Annotated in this window: 22 protein-coding genes; 7 read left to right on the forward strand and 15 right to left on the reverse strand. The window is 71.0% G+C overall.

Going from position 1 to position 21,840, the window contains the following annotated elements; translation table 11 throughout:
* Positions 1-200 precede the first annotated feature (200 nt).
* The 5 genes from M8J74_RS17080 to M8J74_RS17100 all read right to left on the reverse strand — a co-directional run bounded on the left by M8J74_RS17080 (position 201) and on the right by M8J74_RS17100 (position 5,698).
* On the reverse strand, positions 201-1,889 hold the full coding sequence (locus M8J74_RS17080; RefSeq protein WP_249837223.1) for an FAD-dependent oxidoreductase: 1,689 nt from the start codon (positions 1,887-1,889) through the stop codon (positions 201-203).
* 137 nt (positions 1,890-2,026) lie between these two features.
* A complete protein-coding gene (locus tag M8J74_RS17085; protein WP_249837224.1) occupies positions 2,027-2,863 on the reverse strand; it encodes an alpha/beta fold hydrolase in 837 nt (278 codons plus the stop codon).
* A gap of 311 nt (positions 2,864-3,174) precedes the next feature.
* Positions 3,175-4,044 carry an aldo/keto reductase gene (locus M8J74_RS17090; protein WP_249837225.1) on the reverse strand — a complete coding sequence of 290 codons (870 nt, stop codon included), beginning with the start codon at positions 4,042-4,044 and terminating at the stop codon, positions 3,175-3,177.
* Positions 4,045-4,090: 46 nt separating this feature from the next.
* Positions 4,091-4,810: a hypothetical protein gene (locus M8J74_RS17095; RefSeq protein WP_249837226.1), complete on the reverse strand. Its 720-nt coding sequence runs from the start codon at positions 4,808-4,810 to the stop codon at positions 4,091-4,093.
* Between the two features lie 45 nt (positions 4,811-4,855).
* On the reverse strand, positions 4,856-5,698 hold the full coding sequence (locus M8J74_RS17100; RefSeq protein WP_249837227.1) for an alpha/beta fold hydrolase: 843 nt from the start codon (positions 5,696-5,698) through the stop codon (positions 4,856-4,858).
* 435 nt (positions 5,699-6,133) lie between these two features.
* Between M8J74_RS17100 and M8J74_RS17105 the strand changes: the two genes are divergently transcribed.
* Positions 6,134-6,643, forward strand: a complete 510-nt coding sequence (locus tag M8J74_RS17105; protein WP_249837228.1) for a flavodoxin domain-containing protein — start codon at positions 6,134-6,136, stop codon at positions 6,641-6,643.
* 95 nt (positions 6,644-6,738) lie between these two features.
* Here the strand turns inward: M8J74_RS17105 and M8J74_RS17110 are convergent, their stop codons facing one another.
* On the reverse strand, positions 6,739-7,161 hold the full coding sequence (locus tag M8J74_RS17110) for a hypothetical protein (RefSeq protein WP_249837229.1): 423 nt from the start codon (positions 7,159-7,161) through the stop codon (positions 6,739-6,741).
* A gap of 230 nt (positions 7,162-7,391) precedes the next feature.
* On the opposite strand from M8J74_RS17110, the gene M8J74_RS17115 reads away from it, so the two are divergent.
* Positions 7,392-9,659, forward strand: a complete 2,268-nt coding sequence (locus tag M8J74_RS17115) for a M4 family metallopeptidase (RefSeq protein ID WP_249837230.1) — start codon at positions 7,392-7,394, stop codon at positions 9,657-9,659.
* Positions 9,660-9,762: 103 nt separating this feature from the next.
* Here the strand turns inward: M8J74_RS17115 and M8J74_RS17120 are convergent, their stop codons facing one another.
* The 4 genes from M8J74_RS17120 to M8J74_RS17135 all read right to left on the reverse strand — a co-directional run bounded on the left by M8J74_RS17120 (position 9,763) and on the right by M8J74_RS17135 (position 12,285).
* Positions 9,763-10,560 (reverse strand): thymidylate synthase, encoded by a 798-nt coding sequence (locus M8J74_RS17120; protein ID WP_249837231.1) that lies wholly within the window; start codon positions 10,558-10,560, stop codon positions 9,763-9,765.
* Between the two features lie 46 nt (positions 10,561-10,606).
* Positions 10,607-11,248, reverse strand: coding sequence for a GTP cyclohydrolase I FolE (gene folE / locus M8J74_RS17125; RefSeq protein WP_249837232.1), 642 nt, complete (start codon positions 11,246-11,248; stop codon positions 10,607-10,609).
* Between the two features lies 1 nt (position 11,249).
* On the reverse strand, positions 11,250-11,675 hold the full coding sequence (locus tag M8J74_RS17130) for a hypothetical protein (RefSeq protein WP_249837233.1): 426 nt from the start codon (positions 11,673-11,675) through the stop codon (positions 11,250-11,252).
* Between the two features lie 70 nt (positions 11,676-11,745).
* Positions 11,746-12,285: a DUF2231 domain-containing protein gene (locus M8J74_RS17135; protein ID WP_249837234.1), complete on the reverse strand. Its 540-nt coding sequence runs from the start codon at positions 12,283-12,285 to the stop codon at positions 11,746-11,748.
* Positions 12,286-12,437: 152 nt separating this feature from the next.
* Between M8J74_RS17135 and M8J74_RS17140 the strand changes: the two genes are divergently transcribed.
* Both M8J74_RS17140 and M8J74_RS17145 read left to right on the forward strand, forming a co-directional pair.
* Positions 12,438-13,181 (forward strand): helix-turn-helix transcriptional regulator, encoded by a 744-nt coding sequence (locus M8J74_RS17140; RefSeq protein WP_249837235.1) that lies wholly within the window; start codon positions 12,438-12,440, stop codon positions 13,179-13,181.
* A gap of 65 nt (positions 13,182-13,246) precedes the next feature.
* Positions 13,247-13,558 (forward strand): hypothetical protein, encoded by a 312-nt coding sequence (locus tag M8J74_RS17145; protein ID WP_249837236.1) that lies wholly within the window; start codon positions 13,247-13,249, stop codon positions 13,556-13,558.
* Here M8J74_RS17145 and M8J74_RS17150 read toward each other — a convergent pair.
* The 5 genes from M8J74_RS17150 to M8J74_RS17170 all read right to left on the reverse strand — a co-directional run bounded on the left by M8J74_RS17150 (position 13,555) and on the right by M8J74_RS17170 (position 17,926).
* The gene (locus M8J74_RS17150) at positions 13,555-14,106 is read right to left on the reverse strand and encodes an AAA family ATPase (RefSeq protein WP_249837237.1); all 552 of its coding nucleotides are present in this window, start codon (positions 14,104-14,106) and stop codon (positions 13,555-13,557) included. The genes M8J74_RS17145 and M8J74_RS17150 overlap by 4 nt on opposite strands.
* Before the next feature lie 177 nt (positions 14,107-14,283).
* Positions 14,284-15,423 carry a putative hexosyltransferase gene (locus M8J74_RS17155; RefSeq protein ID WP_372500203.1) on the reverse strand — a complete coding sequence of 380 codons (1,140 nt, stop codon included), beginning with the start codon at positions 15,421-15,423 and terminating at the stop codon, positions 14,284-14,286.
* A 125-nt stretch (positions 15,424-15,548) separates the two neighbouring features.
* A complete protein-coding gene (locus tag M8J74_RS17160) occupies positions 15,549-16,778 on the reverse strand; it encodes a bifunctional glycosyltransferase family 2/GtrA family protein (RefSeq protein WP_372500198.1) in 1,230 nt (409 codons plus the stop codon).
* A gap of 117 nt (positions 16,779-16,895) precedes the next feature.
* Positions 16,896-17,411 (reverse strand): hypothetical protein, encoded by a 516-nt coding sequence (locus M8J74_RS17165; protein WP_249837239.1) that lies wholly within the window; start codon positions 17,409-17,411, stop codon positions 16,896-16,898.
* A gap of 8 nt (positions 17,412-17,419) precedes the next feature.
* Positions 17,420-17,926 (reverse strand): SigE family RNA polymerase sigma factor, encoded by a 507-nt coding sequence (locus M8J74_RS17170; RefSeq protein WP_249837240.1) that lies wholly within the window; start codon positions 17,924-17,926, stop codon positions 17,420-17,422.
* 251 nt (positions 17,927-18,177) lie between these two features.
* Between M8J74_RS17170 and M8J74_RS17175 the strand changes: the two genes are divergently transcribed.
* Genes M8J74_RS17175 through M8J74_RS17185 form a run of 3 tightly spaced genes read left to right on the forward strand, consistent with a single transcriptional unit; the run spans position 18,178 to position 21,823 of the window.
* Complete coding sequence (locus M8J74_RS17175; RefSeq protein WP_249837241.1) at positions 18,178-19,524, forward strand: flavin-containing monooxygenase; 1,347 nt, start codon at positions 18,178-18,180, stop codon at positions 19,522-19,524.
* Complete coding sequence (locus M8J74_RS17180) at positions 19,521-20,396, forward strand: SDR family NAD(P)-dependent oxidoreductase (RefSeq protein ID WP_249837242.1); 876 nt, start codon at positions 19,521-19,523, stop codon at positions 20,394-20,396. The genes M8J74_RS17175 and M8J74_RS17180 overlap by 4 nt, the downstream gene beginning before the upstream one ends.
* On the forward strand, positions 20,393-21,823 hold the full coding sequence (locus tag M8J74_RS17185; protein ID WP_249837243.1) for an aldehyde dehydrogenase family protein: 1,431 nt from the start codon (positions 20,393-20,395) through the stop codon (positions 21,821-21,823). Before M8J74_RS17180 ends, M8J74_RS17185 begins: the two co-directional genes overlap by 4 nt.
* Positions 21,824-21,840: the final 17 nt, after the last annotated feature.

Here is a 21,840-nt window from a genome sequence, read left to right on the forward strand (position 1 = left end):
CCACCCCGCCGTCCCGCTGCACGTCGAGTACCCCTCACCGACCTCGGCCGCAGCGTGGCCGGGCCGCTGGCGCAGTTGCGGACATGGGGGGAGGACCACATCGACGAGATCGCCTGGGGACTGTTCTCGGGGTGCCGGAAGAGAAGCCGGTGCCCGCCGTCGCTGCGCGCCGTCGGACGCTCCGGCCGTGCTGGCACAGCTCAGCCGTGGGTGGCCAGGGAGAGGTACTGGTGTACCGAGCGGACCGCGCTCGCGCCGTCGCCGGCCGCCGCCGCGACCCGCTTCATCGACTCCGCCCGTACGTCCCCGGCCGCGAACACCCCGGGAACGCTGGTCTCGTACGGCAGCGGCTCGCGCCCCAGGTCCCGCCACCGCGATCCCCGCACGGCCGGTGTCAGCGCCCGGTCGGTCGGGATGAACCCCGCCTCGTCCAGGGCCACGTGGGTCAGCCAGCCGGTGGCCGGTTCGGCGCCGATGAAGCAGAACAGTCCCGCGCACGGGATCCGGCGCGTCGCGCCACCGCCGCGCTCGGCCACGGTGACGCCCTCCAGGCGGGTCCCGCCGTGCAGTTCGGCCACCTCGGTCCGGGTGAGGACCGTGATGCGCGGGTCGCTGACGATGCGGTCCACGAGGTAGGAGGACATCCGTGCTCCGAGGTCACCGCCGCGCAGTGCCAGGGTCACGTCGGCCGCGTAGCGCGCCAGATGAAGAGCCGCCTGCCCGGCGGAGTTCGCGCCGCCGACGACGAGCACCGGGCGGCCGGCCATCGGCTGCGCCTCCAGGTCGGTGGCCGCGTAGTAGATGCCGTTGCCCGTCAGCTCGGCCCAGCGGTCCACGGGCAGCGCGCGGTAGGAGGCGCCGGTGGCCAGCACGACCGCGCGGGCGCGGATGCGGGTGCCGTCGGCCAGGGTCACCGTGTGCGCGCCCCCGTCCGTCTCCAAAGCCGCCACCGGGCAGGGGCTCGCGATCTGCGCCCCGAACTTCAGTGCCTGCACCGCCGCTCGCGCGGCCAGGTCGGCGCCGCTGAGGCCGAAGGGAAACCCCAGGTAGTTCTCGATCCGCGCGCTGGTGGCGGCCTGGCCGCCGGTGGCGACCGCGTCGAGCAGCACGGTCTGGAGCCCTTCGGAGGCCCCGTACACGGCGGCCGCCAGGCCGGCCGGACCAGCGCCCACGACGGCCAGGTCCGCCGTCGCGGGGCCGGTGCGGCGGTAGGCCAGGTTGAGCCGCTCGCTGAGCGACCCTGGACTGACCCGCGGCATCACGTCGTCGCCGATCAGGGCCAGCGGCAGATCGGCCGTCGTCGATCCGGTCGCGGCCCGGATGGTGTCGGCCGCGATCGAATCGTCCTCCACCCAGGCATAGGGGACTCCCTGACGGGCCAGGAAGGTGCGCAGAGCCATGCCCGCCGCGGAGTCGGCGTCCCCCACCAGGCGCAGTGTCTGTTCGGTGGCCTGCCGCAGCAGCCGACGGCGGGCCAGGAACGTGCGCAGGAGGAGGTCGGACAACTCGGTCTCCTGCTGCATCAGCAGGCGCAGGGCCCGCGCGTTCACGCGGTGGATCGTGCCCGCCTCGCTCACCCGCACGGTCAGGGTCTGCCGCTGTCCCGTCAGCAGCGCGAGCTCACCGGCGAACTGACCGGGTCCGTAGTTGAAGAAGACGTCCTCGCAGTCCGCGGCCGCGGCGGGGCACAGCGCCTCCAGCCGGGCGCTGCCGCACAGCACGAGGTCCCCTGAGTCGTCCCCGATGTCGAAGAGGACCTGTCCGGCGGCCACCTCCTCCCGCCGCGCGTAGCGGACCGCACTGCTGAACTGCTCGTCGGTCAGCCGGGGCGCCGCGGCGACCGCGAGGTCCTCGGCACCGTCGCCTATTTCGGGGAAAGAGGTCGCCATGTCGTTGCGTATTCCATCGGTAGGTGTCTGGTGGCGTCGGCGCCCGGGCCGACGGGCCGGCTCACCGCGGCGTCGTACCGCCGGGACCGGCGTGGGCCCCGCCTCGGCCGCGGGGAGGTGAGGCCCGTCCGGAGCGGCTACTTGCCGAGGAAGGCGAGCAGCGCGCTGTTGACCTCTTCGGCGTGCGTCCACAGCAGGCCGTGGGGAGCGCCCTCGACCTCGACGTAGTCGGCGTGCGGGAGCGCCTTGTGGAAGGGCCGGGCGGTGGAGTCGATGGGCAGGATGTTGTCGGCGGTCCCGTGGAGGATGAGCGCCGGGACGTCGATCTTCGGGATGTCCTGACGGAAGTCGGTGTACCAGGTCAGCGGGGCGGCCGACGCGGCGTACGATCCTCCGCCCGCGGCCACGTTCCAGCTGTTGCGCACGGCTTCCTCGCTGATGCGGATGCCGAGGTTGTCGTCGAGGTTGTAGAAGTCTTTGTAGAAGGCGGTGTAGTAGGCGTACCGGTCCGCCTTGACGGTGTCGGAGATGCCCTGGAAGAACTCCTCGGGCGCGGCGCCCGTCGGGTTGTCGTCTGTCTTGAGCAGGTACGGTTCCAGGGAGGCGAGGAAGGCGACCTTGGCGATGCGGGCGGTGCCGTACGTGCCGACGTAGCGGCCGACCTCGCCGGTGCCCATGGAGAAGCCGACGAGGACGGCGTCGTTGAGGTCCAGGGTCTCCAGGACCTTGTGGAGATCGGCGGCGAAGGTGTCGTAGTCGTAGCCGGTGGTGACCTGGCTGGACTGGCCGAAGCCGCGACGGTCGTAGGTGATGACGCGGTAGCCGGCGGCGAGCAGGGCCGCGCTCTGCTTCTCCCAGGAGTGCCCGTCGAGCGGGAAGCCGTGGATCAGCACGACCGGCTGTCCGCTGCCGTGGTCCTCGTAGTACAGCTCGATGTCGGTGGTGTTCTCCTGGCCGACGGTGATGAACGGCATGGTGTTCCCCTCTCAGGGTGTGACGTTGTCTGCGGGCACGGTCGGCGGCGGGCCGACCTGAGGCCGTGTGGCCGGTGCGGCGCCGAGCGACTTCCCCAGCTTGCCTCCGATCGGCGCGCGGGGAATCTGTCTATTGACTTAAGCGATGGCGGTCGACGACCGGCCGGCGCGGGCCGTGCCTCGTCCGGTGGGCGTCATGGAGGGGCACTGGTGGGGCGCCTGGGGCGAGCGTGACGGTTGGGCCATGCAGGTGGCGGGCGCGGCGGCGGGGTGGTCCACGCCAGGGCCGCCGCGGGCGGGACGCCGTCGTCTCAGCCGCGGGAGAACGGGTCGCTGAGCGCCTCGAAGTCGGCCTGCGACATCTCCAGTGCGGCCGCCGCCACGTTGTCCTGCAGGTGCTCCACCGAGGACGTGCCGGGAATCGGCAGCACGACGGGCGAGCGGCGCAGCAGCCAGGCCAGCGCAGCCTGCGACGGCGAGGCGCCCAGATGGGCCGCGACCCGGTCGAGCGGACCGCCCGGCCGGGCCAACTGGCCGGTGGCCAGCGGGAACCAGGGCAGGAACGCGATGTCGTGGGCCTCCGCGTAGCGCAGCACGTCCTCGGAGTCGCGCTGGGCGACGTTGTACAGGTTCTGCACGGAGGCGATGGGCACGATGCCGCGGGCCCGCTCCAGCTCGTCCACACCGACCTCGGAGAGACCGACGTGCGCGATCTTGCCCTCGTCGCGCAGCTCCTTCAGAACGCCGATCTGGTCGTCGAACGGCACCGAGGGATCGATGCGGTGCAGCTGGAAGAGCGGGATGCGCTCCAGGCCGAGCCTGCGCAGGCTGGACTCGGCCTGGCGGCGCAGGTGCGCGGGGCGGCCGTTCGCCTGCCACTGGCCGGGGCCCGGCCGGGTCAGGCCGGCCTTCGTGGCGATCACCAGGTTCTCCGGATAGGGGTGCAGCGCCGTGCGCAGCAGTTCCTCGGCCGTCCCGGGACCGTAGGAGTCTGCGGTGTCGAACAGCGTCACACCGAGTTCCACGGCGCGGCGCAACACCCGCACCCCCCTGGCCTGGTCGGGGAAGGGACCCCACACGCCGGGGCCCGTCAGCTGCATGGTGCCGTAGCCGAGCCGGTTGACCCGCAGTTCACCGCCGAGGGTGAACGAACCTGAGGATGCGGCTGAGATGTCGTTCATGGCTGTCTGTCTTCCTTGTACGGGCGGGGGCGCGGCTGCGGAGTGGTCAGGAGACGGTGACGTTCTCCAGGCGCACCGAGACGACCAGCGGCTCGGGCACCCTGTGGCCGTTCTCGTCACGGCTGTAGATCATCCGAGTGGTGGGGACGACCAGTCCGGAGACCTCCTGGTGACCCGAGATGTAGTGGACCGCAGGGGTGTCGCCGGCGATCGCGACGCTGTAGTCGCGTCGGCGGATCAGACCCGAGCCGTCGACGTAGAGGGTCTGCTCGCTGCTCAGGGTTGCGATGGTGTCGGGGAAGGCGACGCGCAGGCGACGGAACTTCTCCCCGTTCTCGGTCCATGTCCCGATCTCCTCGGTGCACACGCCGGGGAAGGTCAGTGACAGCGGCTCGGCCAGGTAGGTCCACATCGCGCTGCCGGAGAAGTAGGCGAGCTGCAGCCTGGTCCACGGGGTCGTCAGGTCGTGCCCGGCGAAGGAGGCGCGCGGGTCGAGGAGTTCCTCCACGAGGCCGCCGTCGGCGTCCTCCACCGCGACGCGGTCCGGTGCGAACGACACGTGGTGGCCGTCCTGGAAGAAGGGCTCCTGCCGGACGTGCTGCCGGTGCAGGTCCACGGTCACGTCGACGTCGTCGAGCGCTCCGGGGTGGCCCTTCATGCCCCACAGGGCGCCGCCGAAGAACTGGCGGGCGCTGATCCGCCGTGCCTCTTCCCAGCGGGCGCGGCCGCCGTGGGCGTCGAAGACGGTGTCGAGAAGGTCGGACATGGTGCTGCTCCTGGAGGTGGTGAGGCGGTGGAAGGACGGGTGGGGTCAGCCGAGGAAGTCGTTGACGTCCTTGGCCACCTCGGTGGGGTACTGGAACAGCGACGCGTGCGCGGCGTCCGGGTAGATGTGGATCCGCGCGTCCGGGATGAGGCCCGCCAGCAGGTGGCTGACCCGGGTGGGGATCATCAGGTCGTTGTCGCCCTGCACGATGAGGGTGGGGCACTCGATGCCGGTCAGCCGCTGCAGCGCGCCGTGGTCGGGGATGCCCCACTCCAGTACGGCGTCGTACTGGGCGTCGCGCGAGGCTAGGCTGCTGGGCGTGTCCCGGTCCTCGGTGCGCGCCGTGAAACGGCCCAGGAACTCGACGCCCTTGGCCTGGCTGGTCTCGGTGTGGGCGAAGAAGATGTAAAGCAGGTCCTCGCCGGTGGGCGTCTCGGCGCGGGCGTGCGCCTCGATGTCCTTGCGCCAGCCGTGCATGCCCGGCGCTCCCTTGGGTCCGGTGCCGGCCAGCACCAGGCGGCGGATCAGCCGCGGTCGGATCAGCGCCATGTCCTGCGCGACGAAGCCGCCGATGGAGAACCCCAGCAGGTCGATGTGGTCCAGGCCGAGCGCCACGGTGAACGTGATCATCTGCCGGGCCATGGCGGCCACCGTGGTGGCGGGCGTGCCGGTGGAGGCGGACACACCGGGATAGTCGACGAGGACGACCTCGCGCTCGGTGGCCAGCGCGTCGACGAGGGCGGGGTCCCAGTTGTCGAGGTTGCCGGTGAAGTGCTGCAGCATCACCAGCGGGACGGTGCCTTCCGGGCCGAGCCGGCGGTAGGCGTAACGGACGCCGTCCGCCTCGACGAACTGCGTGGGTGCGGTCTGGTGCGTCAGTGCGGGCATGGGGTGCTCCCTGGCGGGCGGTGAAGGGGTGCGGTGACCGGGTCGGTGACGCCTGGGCGGGACGGTCCCGCGGACGGTCCGCCGGCTGCCGCCCGGCCCTGTGGCCGGCCCGGTTCGCCGGGCCGCTCGCTGCCACGTGGCCAGCATGGCTGTGCCTTGTGGAGACTTTGTGGCCCGCGACTTGACCCGTCGCTCCGCGCCCTTGCCCGCGCTCGCGGGGCCGGCGCAGGGGCGGTTCCCGCGTCCGGTCCGGGCGGCGGTGCCGGATGATGCTTGCGCCGGACGGTGCCTGGGCCGGCGGGCGTCTGGGCCGGATGGTGTCGGGACAGGCCCAACGGCCCCTGTGCAGCTCTGGCGGGGTGGCGTTCGGTGGACTTGGCGGACGTTCGCCGCGGCGCGGCCGAGAGGCGGTGCCGCCTGTCGTGGAGGATCGCCATGACTGTTCTGGTGGCATACGCGACCGCTCACGGATCCACGCGCGAGATCGCCCACCGCATCGGATCGAGGATGCGGGCGGCGGGGGTGGAGGTCGATGTGCGCGCGGTGGAGGCGGTCGACGAGGTCAGTGGGTACGACGCGTTCGTCGTCGGCAGTGCCGTGCATGATCAGAAGTGGCTGCACGCGGCACGGACCTTCGTACGCCGAGACATCGCCGCTCCCGGCTCCCGGCCGGTGTGGCTGTTCAGCGTGGGCATGCCGGGTGCGCTGCGCGGCCCGTGGAAGCGGCTGATGTACAAGGAGATGCCCGTCATCGAGGCGGATCTCGCGGCTCCGTTCCCCGCGCGCGGGCATCGGCTGTTCTCCGGCGTCATCCGGCCCGAGCATCTGTCGCGTCGCGGCCGGTCGATGTTCCGGCTGATGGGCTGCCGGTACGGCGACCACCGCGACTGGGACGAGATCGACGGCTGGGCGGAGCAGATCGCGGGCGCGCTGACGCCTCGCTGAGGCAATGGGGCCTGACTACCGACCGCTGGAGTACATGCCCGCGAAGTGGCCGCCGGGAAAACTCCGGCAGCTTCTGGATCTGGACGGACGGCGGATCAGGCCACAGCCCACTCCGTGTGGCAGTCGTACTCCTTGCCGTTGTCGGTCTGGCACGACTCCAGCTTCACCGAAGTCCCCTCGGCGATGGTCAGACATTCGCCCAGCGCATCGAACTTCACCGAATCGACGCGCTGGCCAGTGGAATCCTGATGCCAGACGTAGCAGCACTTGCCGCCGGCGTCTCCGTCGGCGGTGAAGCAGGTCGCCTCCAGGGCACAGGCGTTGCCCTGCTGAAGTCCGAACAGCGCCGCGAACGCTGCGAAGACGAGGGCGGCGCGACCGAGAGCAAGTCTGCTTGTTGCAGGGCGAGTTGGTAGTCGTCGATCGCCCTCGTCGGTCGGCCGCAGCCGGCGCGCGGTGTCCGGTCGCGGCTGAAAACCTGCCGCAAGCGGTCCGATTTGCCTGATCTTCCTGGCCAATTCAAGCCGTTGCCTTGACCAAGGCATGACAGTGAACGCCGGCGAGTGTCACCCTTCTGCGGAAGTTCACCGTTCCTTGACAGGTTCCTCACGCGGCACAGCCGCGGCACCACCCCCTCCACCCCCCACCTCCTTCCACCCGCATGCCGTGCAGCCTCCGGACCGGCGCACCCTGCCGCTCCGTGCCGTCCACGGCCCCCACAACGGGCCGTCGTCCTGAAGGAGTTCCGTTGCCCCTGCGACCCCGCGCCCTCCTGCGGCGCAGACGCGCCACTGCCCTCGCCCTCGCCTCCGTCGGGTCCCTGCTCAGCCTCGCCGTCGCCGGTCACGCCGGCGCCGCCCCCGCGGCCCCGAGCCCCGTGAAGATCACCGCCAAACCGCGCGCCGGTGCCCTCCCTGCCTCCCTGACACCCGCCCGCCGCGCGGCACTGGTCAAGAACGCGCAGTCCGCGGCCGCGGACACGGCGCGGCACCTCGGCCTCGGCTCCAAGGAGAAGCTGCTCGTCAAGGACGTCATCAAGGACGCCGACGGCACGACGCACACGCGCTACGAGCGCACCTATGCGGGCCTGCCCGTGCTCGGCGGCGACCTCGTCGTCCACGACAAGAGCGGCCGCCTCACCGTCACCAAGGCCCACCGGGGGGCGCTCTCGGTGCCCTCGCTCCGTTCGAAGATCACCGCGGCCGGCGCCGTCGACCGGGCCGAGGCCGCCTCGAAGCGCGCCAAGGTCACCGGCTCCGAGACCGGGAAGAAGCCCCGCCGGGTGGTCTGGGCGGCCACCGGCAAGCCCGTCCTGGCCTGGGAAAGCGTCGTCGAAGGCGTCCAACCGGACGGCACACCCAGTGAGTTGCAGGTCGTCACCGACGCCCGCACCGGCAAGCAGCTGCTGGCCGCGCAGAAGGTGGAGACCGGCACGGGCACCGGCCAGTACGTCGGCACGGTTCCGTTGGGCACCACCCCGTCGGGATCGACGTACCAGCTCGTCGACCCCGACCGCGCGGGGCACAAGACGTACGACCTCAACCAGGGAACGTCGGGAACCGGCACGCTGTTCACCGATGACAACGATGCCTGGGGCGACGGCCTGCCGTCGAACCGTCAGACCGCCGGCGTCGACGTGGCCTTCGGCGCCGCGGCCACCTGGGACTACTACAAGGACACCTACGGCCGCAACGGCATCCGCAACGACGGCGTCGCCGCCTACAGCCGCGCCCACTACGGCAGCAACTACGTCAACGCCTTCTGGCAGGACTCCTGCTTCTGCATGACCTACGGCGACGGCTCCGGCAACACCCACCCCCTGACCGCCCTGGACGTGGCGGCCCACGAGATGAGCCACGGTGTCACCGCCGCCACCGCGGGCCTGAACTACTCAGGTGAGTCCGGTGGCCTGAACGAGGCGACGTCCGACATCTTCGCCGCCGCCGTGGAGTTCTACGAGAACCTCCCGGCCGACCCCGGCGACTACCTCGTCGGCGAGAAGATCGACATCAACGGCGACGGCACACCGCTGCGTTACATGGACAAGCCCTCCAAGGACGGTGCCTCCCGCGACAGTTGGAGCTCCACCCTGGGCAGCATCGACGTCCACTACTCCTCGGGCCCCGCGAACCACTTCTTCTACCTGCTCTCCGAGGGCAGCGGCGCGAAGACCGTCAACGGCGTCTCCTACGACAGCCCGACGTACGACGGTCAGCCCGTCACCGGCATCGGCATCCGGAACGCCGCCGCCGTCTGGTACCGCGCGCTGACGACGTACATGACCTCCACGACCGACTACGCCGGAGCCCGCACCGCCACCCTGTCCGCCGCCGCCGACCTCTTCGGCGCCTACAGCCCGACCTACCTCGCGGTCGCCGACGCGTGGGCGGCGATCAACGTCGGCAACCGCGTCGCCCTCGGCGTCAACCTCGCCCCGGTCGGCGACCAGGTCAGCGGCATCGGCCAGGCGGTCAGCCTCCAAGTGGACGCCTACACCACCAACACCGCGGCGTCCCTGACCTACGAGGCCACCGGGCTGCCCGACGGCCTGAGCATCAGCCCGAGCGGTCTGATCAGCGGCACGCCGACCACCCTCGGCACGAGTGACGTCACGATCAAGGTGACGGACAGCACGGGGGCGTCCGCCTCGAAGACCTTCACCTGGCGCATCGCCTACGTCTACGCCAACGCCGCCCGCGTGGACATCCCCGACAACGGGCCCGCCGTGGAATCACCGGTCACCATCACCGGCCGCGACGGCAACGCCTCCGCGACGACCTCCGTCTACGTCAACATCGTCCACACCTACCGCGGTGACCTGACCGTCGACCTGGTCGGCCCGAACGGCACCGTGTACTCCCTGCTCAATCGCAGCGGCGGCTCCGCCGACAACGTCGACCAGACCTTCACCGTCGACGCCTCCGCACAGCCGCTCAACGGCACGTGGAAGCTGCGCGTGCAGGACCGGGCGTCCATCGACGTCGGTTACATCGCTCGCTGGCAGCTGACACCCTGACCCACACCAGCGGTACGCGGTTGCCCGGGCCCCGACCGGCCCGGGCAACCGCGCGCCGGTCGGTTTCGAGTCTTTGATTCCCGTCTCTTCGGCCGATGGGCCGTCACACCGCGACGGGGGCTTTGATGGCCGGGTGGTGCCGGTAGTCGAGCAGCTCCACATCGGAGTAGGCGTAGTCGAACAGCGACTCCGCTCGGCGCAGACGCAGACGGGGAAACGCGAACGGCGTGCGCGAGAGCTGCTCGGTCACCTGCTCGACGTGGTTGTCGTAGACGTGGCAGTCGCCGCCCGTCCAGATGAAGTCGCCCGCCTCGAGGCCGGTCTGCTGGGCCACCATGTGCGTGAGCAGGGCGTAGCTGGCGATGTTGAACGGGACGCCGAGGAACAGGTCCGCACTGCGCTGGTACAGCTGGCAGGAGAGCTTGCCGTCGGCGACGTAGAACTGGAAGAAGGCGTGACACGGCGCCAGGGCCATCTTGTCCAGCTCCGCGACGTTCCAGGCGGAGACGAGCATCCGGCGGGAGTCGGGGTCACGGCGCAGGGTGTCGAGGACGTCGCCGATCTGGTCGATGTGGCGGCCGTCCGGGGTGGGCCAGGAGCGCCACTGCGCGCCGTAGACCGGGCCGAGCTCACCGTCCGCGTCGGCCCATTCGTCCCAGATGGTGACACCGTTCTCGCGCAGCCAGCCGACGTTCGAGTCGCCGCGCAGGAACCACAGCAGCTCGTACACGATGGATTTGAGGTGCACCTTCTTGGTGGTGACCAGGGGGAATCCCTGCGAGAGGTCGTAGCGCAGCTGGTGCCCGAAGACACTTCGGGTGCCGGTGCCCGTCCGGTCGGCCTTGGCCGTCCCGGAGGTGAGCACCAGCCGCAACAGGTCTTCGTACTGGGTGTCCGCCACGGGTGTGCAGTCTACCGACGGCGGCGAGGGGCCTTCGCGGCGGAGGTCAGCCGGGCAGGCCGGTCAGGGTGAGGAATTCGCTGCGCGAGCGGGCGTCGGTGCGCAGCAGGCCCAGGAGGGTGGAGGTCAGGGTGGTGGTGCCGGTGGCCTGGACGCCCCGCAGGGTCATGCAGGTGTGTTCGGCCTGGATGACGACCCCGACGCCTTTGGGCCGCAGTTGGCTCTGCAGCCAGTCCGCGACCTGTTTGGTCAGGCGCTCCTGCACCTGCGGACGGCAGGCGAAGTGTTCCAGGATGCGGGCGAGCTTCGACAGTCCCAGGATGCGCCGGCCCGGGAGGTAGCCGATGTGGGCGGTGCCGACGAAGGGCAGCAGGTGGTGCTCGCACACCGAGCGCAGGGGGATGTTGCGGGCCAGGACCAGTTCGTCGTACCCCTCGTCGTTGGGGAAGGTCGTCAGGTCGAACGGGCGGGGGGAGAACAGTTCGGCGTAGGCGCGCGCCATGCGGCCGGGGGTACCGCGCAGGCTCTCGGAGTCGGTGCTGATGCCGAGGGCCCGCAAGAACTGTGCGGCGGCCTGCTCGGCGGCTGCCAGATCGGCCTCCTGCCCGACGGGGGAGACCACATGCAGGGCAGGAGCCTGCGGGATCGGCTCGGACGAGTGCGGCAGGGCGGCGTCCTGCTGGGACATGTCAGCTGGCCCCGATGCTCAGAGCGGACAGCAGGACGAGCACCACGGTCACCACGGCGAACAGTCCGTGAGCCAGGATCACGACGAGGGGGAAGTGCCGCTCGGCGGGAACGTCCTGTCCCGCGCCGGCCGGGACGGTGTCGTGCGTGCGGTGGACCGGGATCCAGCGGGCCAGCATGACGAAGCCGAGCAGCGCGACGGGCACCAGCAGGATGAAGGCGGCCCAGGCCAGGGCCTCCTTGTCGGCGACGACGTAGACGATCCATACGACCAGGCCGAGCGCGGCGAGCGCGAAGTGACCGAAGACCACCGGGACCGGGAGGTGGCTGGTGCCGCCGCGGGCACCGCCCCGCGAGAGCCAGGTGCCGAGCAGGTAGAAACCGCCGAGAGCGGTGATCACCCAGGTGATCAGTGCGGCGATGTCCATGAGAACTCCAGTCGGGGAGAAAGAGGCTGCCACGGCCGATGCCGGACAGGAGCGGGGCAAGAGCGGTCGGTCAGCCCGTACGGCCCTGTGACCCGGTGTGCGCGGGGGTGAACCCCTCCGACTGGGTCACCTCGTCGGCGACGCGGACGCCGTAGCGGTAGGACAGCTTGCCGCCCAGCCATCCCGAGACGCCCAGGACGGCGAAAGCGGCGGCGTTGAGCGCCAGCGGCCCCGGCGCCACGCTGCCGGAGGGCCCTCCACCGGCGTGCCGCCACAGGAAATTGCCGAGGTAGGCGGCGGTCACCAGCAGGTTCAGCGTCATGTGGACCAGGCCGACCCGGAAGGCACGCGTGCCGGTGGGGATGGCGAACAGGTCCAGGAAGCCGACCATGGCGGCGGCCAGAGCCCCGATCACGCCCAGGGCGATGAGCCACATCGCTCCGCGGGACAGGAACTCCGGTTCCTTCACGAGGTGGGAGGCGATGTCGAAGACCAGGCCTGCGGCCCAGGCTCCGAGCGGCACGGTGACCAGGATCGGGTGGAACGGGTGCCCGTAGGGACCGGCGAGCGCGGCACTGACCGGCTGCTTGGCCTGATGCGGCTGGGTCATCGGGGCCACCTCCTTATTTCACCAATGAAGCTTGGTCTTATTCGGTGGCGTGGTCAAGGGTGGCAGCTCATGTGCTTGTATTCGGGCTCTGGGCGACAATTATTGGCGTTACCGGGCCCTTGACGGCGACGGTCTGGAGGTACGGTGAGGGCGTGAGCTCAGACATGACCCCGCCGGCCTCTTCCGGTGACGCCGCGATCGACTCCGTCAGCGCGCTCGGCGAGGGCACCCGGCGGCAGATGTTCGCCTTCATCCGCCGCGCCCGTTGCCCCGTCACACGCGACGAGGCGGCCGCCAGCGCCGGGATCTCTCGCAAACTCGCCGCGTTCCACCTGGACAAGCTCGTCGACGCGGGCCTGCTGCGCGCCCGCTACGCCTCTCCCGAGGGTGTCCGCAAGGTGGGCCGCCGGCCCAAGGTCTACGAACCCACCGACACGCCGATCCGCGTCAGCATCCCCGACCGCCGCCACGAGCTTCTGGCCGACCTGCTCGTGCAGGCGGTCGTGACCGAAGGCGAGCACGAGACGGCGGTCCAGGCGGCGATGCGCACCGCCGGGCGAAGGGGCGAAGAGCTCGGCGAGGAGGAACGCACCCAGTTGCGCCTCGGCCGGCTCGGTGCCGAGCGCGGCCTGACCCTGTGCGAGCGCATGCTCGACCGGCACGGCTTCGAGCCCGCACGCGAGGCGCCCGACCGCCTGCGACTGCGCAACTGCCCCTTCCACCCGCTCGCCGCCCAGGCTCCCGACCTGGTGTGTGGCATGAACCACGCCTTCCTCACCGGCTACCTGCAAGGACTCCGCGCTCCGGCGGTCGAGGCCGTGCTGGCTCCGCGCCCCGGCGAATGCTGCGTCGAACTGCGTCACGCGACGGCACGCGACGAGACGGAGACCGGTTGATCGGGTCGTACAACCTTGCCGATCCCTCGGGCGTCTGAGGAACGTCAGCGGGAACATGAAGAGCGGTGGAAACGGAAGGCGCTGTGGGCGGGTCTGTGGTGCTTGCGGGGCAGCCGGTGGTGGCGCCTGTCGGCTGGGTCGAAGCCCTCTTCCTGCTGAGCTGGCTCGCCCTGCTGGGAGGTCTCTGTCTCCTCGTCGCCGTCGACTATCGCAACTTCGGTCTCTGGGTCTACGACTACTTGGATCGCAAGAACCCCGTCACGGCCAGGCCGAGGATGACTCCGGATCTTCTCAGGGTCGTGGCCGGCGTGATGGCAGCGGTGTTCCTGTGCATGCTCGTCTATCTGCTGAGCGCAGTGGTGACCACACGAATTTAGGTGTGGATGGTGTGGGGCCCGGCCCAACCAGTGGCGGTGACGACCTCCCGCGCGATGTCGACGACGCCCCGCCCGTCCGTCGCCACGCGCACGGTCCCTGCCGGGGCCCGCTGATCCAGAAGCCGCGCCTTGCGGACGCTTCCCTCCAGCTCCTGTCCCAGCTCCGAGCCCAGTTCCCGACCCACCAGCCGCTCGTGGGCGGTCGCGTCGGAGGCGGTCAGCAGGACTCGTACGATCCTCACTCCGGCGCCCATGGCACGCTCGAACATGCCCGTCGCCTCCGGCAGCACGCTCGTGGTGTTCGTGTAGATCAGACGCCGGTAGCCGCGCCGGGCGAAGTTCGCCCACACGGCGGCCAGGTTGATCTCGGTGATCTCCGCGCGGTGAGGGTCCCCCTCCGGCGCCGGATGCACCTGACCCATGAAGTCACCGTCGATGACCGCGTGAGCGACCGCCAAGGCACGCAGCAGCGCCGAGACCTCCCACCCGACCGTCGTCTTGCCGACACCGGCACGTCCTCCGATGAGCAGCACTTCTGCGTGGTCCATGACGACAGGGTGCCAGCGGGAGACGAGCCCACGCGATCGGATATCGATCCGGCCATGCCCGTCATGGCGATGGCGGGCCTCTGCCGTATCCGGAAGGCGGGGGATGAGTGGGACGAGCCTGCGTCACATGGTCTGAGGCGGCCAACAGCTCGACGGAGACGCAAGGGTGACGGGCTGTCAGGGGACTCCGAGTTCGAACAGTGCGTAGCCGGCGTAGGAGCCCGAGGCCGCTGCCACGATGGCCAGGAGTGTGCACAGCAGGGGCAGGCCGACCGTGCGGAGTCGTACGGCCAGCGGGATGAACAGGGGGAAGGCGGGGAGCAGATAGCGCGAGACGTTGCCGAAGATCTGCTGGCTGCCCAGGACGAGGACGAAGGTGAGGACGGTGTAGACGGTCAGCACGGCGGGCGGGCGGAGCCGGATCAGGAACGGGATCAGCAGCAGACCCGTCAGGACGACCAGCACGCCGATGACGTCTTCGAACGGGCTCGGGAAGAGGTAGTCGGTGCGGCCCACGGCGAGGGACGTGAAGACGTCGAGGGTCTGTTTGCCGTAGTCGAAGGTGTGCGCCCAGGCGCCCTTCTGCAGTCGGAAGTAGCCGGTGAGGTCGCCCATCCGGTCTCCGACCCAGAGGAGGTAGCCCATGAGGCCGAGTGGGGCGATGAGGATCGCGGTCATCGGGCGGGCGACGTCCTCGTGACGGTGGTGCAGCGTCCGCAGTGCCGCGACGGTGAGTGCGGCGATGAGTGCGAGTGCGGTGGGGCGGGCCAGCCCCGCGGTGAAGGTGAGCACGCCCGCGGTCAGCCAGCGGTCGCTCATGACCGCATGGCAGGCCCAGACGGCCAGGGCGACGTAGAGCGACTCCGAGTACCCCGACCACTCGGTGCCGGAACCGGGCCACACCGCCCACAGTCCGGCCGCGGCGAGCCCCGCGCGCCGGCCGCCGAAGCGGGCGGTGACGGCGTAGATGCCGAGTGCGGCGACGAACGAGGCGAGGATCGAGACCAGCAGTCCGGCGCCGTACAGGCCAAGGCCCGTGCAGGAGGAGACCAGCCTCATGGCGGCCGGGTAGAGCGGGAAGAAGGCGGCTGAGTTGCCTTCCAGGGTGATCAGACCCGAGGCCTCGGGGATCCGGACGAGTGCGGGGTCGTAGCCGTGGGCGGCGATCTGCTGGTACCACCAGCCGTCCCAGCTGGCCAGGACGTCCCAGGCGTGGGCGCCGCCGCCGAAGCGCGGGTCCCTCTTGCGGAACTCTCCTGCCGCGTCCAGCAGGTGCAGGAAGACGGCGAATCCGATGAGCTTCAGGACGCCGTACATCGCCAGGACGGGTGCGTGCTGCCGGAGCGGGCGCCGCGCCGCGTGCAGAAGGGCGGCAACGCGGTTTTCGGCGCCGAGCGTGGGGGAGTCGGTGGCGGGGCGAGTGTCCGGGGTCAGGGTGTCGTTCATGCGGTCGCCGAGCCCGTCCCGTGACGGTGGGCGCGGAACACCCACGCGCGCAGCAGCGCGAAGCGGACGAGGGTGGCCGCAAGGTTCGCGGCGACGAGCACCGCGATCTCCACGGACCGTACCGCCGCGGGGACCAGGTGATGCAGCGCGGCCAGGGAGCCACTGGTCAGGGCCAGGCCGAGGACGAACACCAGCAGGCCCTTGGCGTGGTGGCGCAGGGCGCCGCCGGGGCCTCGCAGCCCGAAGGTGAGCCGCCGGTTCGCCGCCGTGTTGGCGAGAGCGCACAGCAGCAGTGCGCCGGCGTTGGCGGCCTGCGCTCCCGTCGCGGGGCGCAGTGCCGCGTACAGGAGTACGTACCCGACGGTGCTGACGGCTCCGACCGCGCAGAACCGCAGCAGTTGGCCGGCCAGGCCGCTCGACGGTCCGCCGTCGTCGCGGCGCAGTGCGGCCGTCGGCAACGCCCCGCGGGCCAGTGCCCGGCCGATCCGGGCGATGCCCCGCAGGTCGGCCAGGGCCGTGGACAGGATGTCGACTCTGCTGTCGGGGTCGTCGACCCAGTCGACGGGTACCTCGTGGATGCGCAGCCCGGCCCGCTCCGCGATCACCAGGAGTTCCGTGTCGAAGAACCACCCGGTGTCCTGCACCAGGGGCAGCAGCCGTTCGGCGACGTCGCGCCGCACGGCCTTGAAGCCGCACTGCGCGTCGGAGAAGCCCACCGCGAGCGTGGAGCGCAACAGGGCGTTGTAGCAACGGGAGATGACCTCCCGGCGGGGACCGCGGACCACCCGGGCGCCGCGGGCCAGGCGCGTGCCGATGGCGATGTCGGAGTGCCCGGAGATGAGCGGGGCGACCAGCGGCAGCAGCGCGGCCAGATCGGTCGAGAGGTCTACGTCGACGTAGGCGAGCACCGGCGCCCGCGAGGTCGACCACGCGGCCTGCAGGGCGTGGCCCCGGCCCTTCTGCGGCAGGCGGAGCCAGTGCGTCTCGGGAAGCGTGGCCGCGAGGCGGGCCGCGATCTGTGGGGTTTCGTCGGTGCTGGCGTTGTCCGCGACGGTGATGCGGAAGGGGTAGGGGAACGTCTCGCGCAGGTGCGCGTGCAGCCGCCTTACGCTGCGCTCCAGGTCTGCCTGCTCGTTGTACACGGGCACGACCACGTCCAGGACGGGGTCGCGGTGGTGCGCCGACACCGGTGTGGGCAGCGGCAGTTGCTTCGTCAGTTCTGTCACGGTCCGTCCAGATTCAGGTGTCGGTGCAGGGCATGCCGAGGGCAGACACGGCGGTTTCGCGATGCGGTGTGCGGTGCGGTCAGGAGAGGGGACTCGGAAGGACGGGCTCCGCTCCTGTCACCCCGGACTGGCGGAGCCCGCCGCCGAGGCCGGTGCCGTCGACGGCGCTGTCGGGGAGGGGGGTGTCGACGTGCGCTCGGGCGGCGGCGTCGTCGTCGGCGAGGTCGGCGGCGGGGTGGAGACGGATGTGGAGGAACTCGGGTTCGGGGGCGGTGCCGTGGTCGACGAGGGCGGTTGACCGGTGGCGTCGGCGGTGCTCGACGGGGTGGTCGTGCTGGGGGGTGCTGCGGTCGTGGGTGTCGGGGGCGGTTCCGGTGCCGGGGACACCTGGCTCGTCGTGGGCTCCGGGTGCGGTGCCTGCGGCCTGTTCTCCGCCGGGGCGTGGGGCAGCATGAAGAAGCCGAGCCCGAGTCCCGCCACGGCGAGGACGGAACCGGCCGCCGTCCGCACCGTGCGGACCCGCTTGCGGGTCTGGACCCCGGCGCGCAGACGCGCCTGGTGCTCGGCCCCGAAGGGGGTGAATTCCTGGGTGTCGCGCATCATCCGCGCCAACTCCCGTTCGAAGTGGTCCATCGGCTCCTTCACCCCACCGGCTCGATGACGTCGAACAGGATGCGACGCAGTTGGGCCACGCCACGCGAGGCATGGGACCGGGCGGTGCCCACCGGGCAGCCCAGTACTTCGGCGACCTGCTTCTCGGAGAGGTCCTGGTAGTAGCGCAGTACCACCGCGGCCCGCTGCCGCGGCGGCAGTTGGGCCAGGGCCCACTCCAGCCGTGAGCGTTCCGCGACGGCCGCGGACACGTCGCCCGCCGCGGGCAGGTCCGGCAACTGCTCGACCGGGCGCTCGCCCCACCAGCGTCGCCGTGCCGAGCGCGCCGCCGCGCGTGCCAGCACCTTGCGCACGTATGCCTCCGGGGCCTCCTCGGCGATCCTCGGCCAGACGAACCAGAGCTTGACCAGGGCTTCCTGCAGCAGGTCCTCGGCCCGGTGCCGATCGCCTCCCACGAGCAGACGGGAGAGGTGGAACAACGCCGACCAGCGACTTGCCACGAACCCGTCGAACCCTTCGGCTCGACCCTGTTCCACACGCACCGTCCCCGTTTTCGACCAGGCCCCTACATTCCTGAAAAGACATTGGACCCCACGCCACGATGCACCTGACGCCTGTGATCCCGGTCACGTCCCGATGGGGGTGCGGGGACCCGGAACAGGCCGGACAGCAGCGGCCTGTCGCTGGCCGCTGCGGTCCCCTCTGTGGCCGCAGGGGTCAGTTCGTGGCGTTCGCGCGGTGCATAGGTTCCCCGCAACCCCCCAAACGTCGAAGAAGGATCGAAACAGTGAGTGAGAACGAGCACGACACCTGTGTGATCGGTGCCGGACCCGCGGGACTGGCGGTCGCCAGGGCGCTGGCCGAGCGGGATCTGCCGTACACGCACATCGAGCGCCACACGGGGCCGGGCGGCCTGTGGGACATCGACAACCCGGGCAGTCCGATGTACGAGTCGGCGCACTTCATCTCCAGCAAGTCGCTGTCCGGGTTCGGGGGTTATCCGATGCCGGACCACTTCGCCGACTACCCGCCGCACCGGCAGATCCTGTCCTACCTGACCTCGTTCGCCGAGGCCTACGGGCTCGTGGACCGGATCGAGTTCGGCACCGAGGTCCGCAGCGTGGAGAAGAACCCGGACGGCACCTGGACGGTCACCCGGGCCGACGGCCGGGCCGGTGTCCACCGGCAGGTCGTCGTGTGCACGGGATCGCAGTGGCACCCCAACGTCCCCGATCTGCCGGGCGACTTCACCGGAGAGATCCGGCACACGGTCACCTACCGCAGCAGCGCGGAACTGCGGGGCAAGCGGGTGCTGGTGGTGGGCGCGGGCAATTCCGGGCTGGACATCGCCTGCGACGCGGCGCGGTCCGCCGACCACGCGGCGATCAGCATGCGCCGCGGCTACTGGTTCATCCCCAAGCACCTGTTCGGGCGACCTGTGGACACCATCGCCGCGGGCGGCCCGCACCTCCCGATGTGGCTGCAGCAGAAGCTGTTCGGCGGCCTGCTGCGCCTCGTCAACGGCGACCCCCGCAGGCTCGGTCTGCAAAAGCCGGACCACAAGCTGTTCGAGACCCACCCGGCCATCAACTCGCTGCTGATGCACCACCTCCAGCACGGCGACATCACCGCCCGGCCCGGCATCGCCCGCACCGAGGGCCGGACGGTCCACTTCACCGACGGCACCAGCGACGACTTCGACCTGATCCTGCTGGCCACGGGATACCTCCACAAAGTCCCCGTCGCGCAGCGGTACTTCGGCGACGAACAGCACCCCGACCTCTACCTGTGCTCCTTCTCCCGCCGGCACGAGGGCCTGTTCGGCGTCGGCTTCGTGGAGACCAACTCCGGCGCCTACCAGCTCTTCGACAGCCAGGCCCAGTTGATCGCCTCCTTCATCCGCGACAGCGGGGCCGGGCTGGCGACCGCCGAGCGGTTCGCCGGCCTGATCCGCGACGACCGGCCGGACCTGTCCGGCGGACTGAAGTTCGTCGACTCGCCGCGCCACACCGGTTACGTGCACAGCGACGCGTTCGTGAAGTACCTCGGCAAGGTCGCCGGGAAGATGGGCTGGCGGACCGCGGGTCTGCCGCCTCGGGCGGCGTCCGTGCGGCAGGAAGCGGTGGCGTCATGACGTACGACTTCCGTGACAAGGTCATCCTGGTGACCGGCGGCGCCGGGGGCATCGGCAGTGCCCTGTGCCACCGCTTCGCGGCAGGCGGTGCGCGGCTCCTCGTGGTCGACATCGACGCGGCCAAGGCCGAGCGGACCGCCGCCGAGCTGCCCGGCGCCGGGCACGCCGGGCTGGGCTGCGACCTGCTGGACGGCGCCGCCGTACAACGGATGCTCGACGGCGTCGCCGTCACCCACGGCCGTGTCGACGTCCTCGTCAACAACGTGGGCATGACCAGCGCGGAGCGCTTCGACGTGCGCAGCGTCGACAGCATCGAGCGGGAGATCGACGTCAACCTGGTCGCCCCGCTGGTCACGACCCGGATCGCCGTCCCGCTGCTGCGGGCCTCCGGCGACCCGCGCGTGGTCACCACGGTGTCGCTGGGCGGGATCTTCCCGCTGGGCGAGACCCCGATCTACACCGCCTCGAAGTTCGGGCTGCGCGGCGCGATGCTCGCCATCGGCCTGGACCTCAGGGACAAGGGCATCCAGGCCGGTTCGGTGCTGCCGTCGGCGACCGACACGCGGATGCTGCGGCAGGAGGCCGTGGACGGCGGGAACTCGATGCAGTTCCAGGACGCGCCGCAGCAGCCGTCCGACGTCGTCCGCGCGGTCGTTCGCCTGCTGGACAAGCCCCGCCTGGAGGCGTACGTCCGCTCCGGCGAGTCCCGGCTGGTGCGGTGCGCGATGCTCGCGCCGAACCTGCTCCCGAGGCTCTTCCCGCTGTTCCGCAAACGGGGCGAGCGCGGCATGGCCCGCTATCTGGAGGACCTGCGCCGCAGAGGACTGGCCCGCCAGGTCGGCGGCCGGTGGGAACTGGTGGAGGAAGCATGAGCCGGACGGCCACCACCCGGGTCGAGGAGACGCTCGACGTCGTCAACCCGGCGACCGGGGAACTGATCACCACCGTGCCGGCGACGAGCGAGCAGGACGTCGCGCGGGCGGCCGAGCGGGCGTACGAGGCCGTCGCCGACGGCGTCTGGGCCGGCCGGCCCCCACGGGAGCGGGCGGCCGTCCTGCTGCGCCTGGCCGACCTCATGGAGCGCGACGCCGGGACGTTGGCCCGGCTGGACTGCGAGGACGCGGGCAAGCCGATCACCGAGTGCCGTACGGGAGACGTCCCCGCGGCGATCGAGTCGATCCGCTGGTTCGCGGAGGCGGCCGACAAGGTCTTCGGCCGCGTCGCCCCCACCGGCCACGACGGCCTGGGCCTGGTGAGCCGGGAACCGATCGGGGTGGCCGCCGCGATCCTGCCCTGGAACTACCCGCTCGCCATGGCCGCCTGGAAAGTCGGCCCCGCACTCGCCGCCGGCAACTCGCTGCTGCTCAAGCCCGCCGAGGCCACCCCGCGCTCCACCCTGCACCTGGCCGCCCTGGCGGCCGAGGCGGGGCTGCCGGACGGCGTGCTCACGGTCCTCACCGGGCACGGCACCGTCACCGGTACGGCGCTCGCCCGCGACCCGCTGGTGCGCGCCCTGTCGTTCACCGGCTCCACCGCCACCGGGCGCCGCGTCCTGGCCGACGCCGCCGCGTCCAACTTCAAGCGGGTCAGCCTGGAGATGGGCGGCAAGAGCCCCCAGATCCTCATGCCGGACGCCCTCGAGTACGGCGACGTACTGATCGACCACATGACCGAGGCCGCCTTCCTGACCACGGGACAGAACTGCACCGCCGGCTCCCGCGTCCTGGTCCACCACAGCATCGCCGAGGAGGTACTGGAGAGGTTCACCGCCGCCGCGAGGCAGCTCACCGTCGGTGATCCCGCCGACCCGCGCACCCGGGTGGGGCCGCTCATCGACCGTGCGGCGTTCGACCGGGTCGCGGGCGCCGTGGACGCGGCCCGCTCCGCCGGTGCCCACATCCACACCGGCGGCCTGCCCCACGGCCTGCCGGCGTACGGTGCCTACTACCCGCCCACCGTGATCAGCCGGGCCCCGGCGGACAGCGACGTGCTCACCAAAGAGCTGTTCGGCCCCGTCGTCACCGTCCAGACGTTCACCTCGGAGGACGAGGCGGTGCGGCTGGCGAACGCCACCGAGTACGGGCTCGCCGCCTCGGTGTGGACCCGCGACCTCGACACCGCGTTCCGGCTCGCGCGAGGCGTCGAGGCCGGGGTGGTCTCCGTCAACTCCTACAGCGAAGGCGACATCACGACGCCGTTCGGAGGGTGGAAGCAGTCGGGATTCGGGGGTGCGGAGAAGTCCACGGACGCCTTCGCCCAGTGGACCAGGCAGAAGACCGTCTGGATCCGTACGCGCTGACGCCTGGCACGGCGGTT

The sequence above is a fragment of the Streptomyces panaciradicis genome, assembly GCF_023516615.1.
Classification (GTDB): Bacteria; Actinomycetota; Actinomycetes; order Streptomycetales; family Streptomycetaceae; genus Streptomyces; species Streptomyces panaciradicis.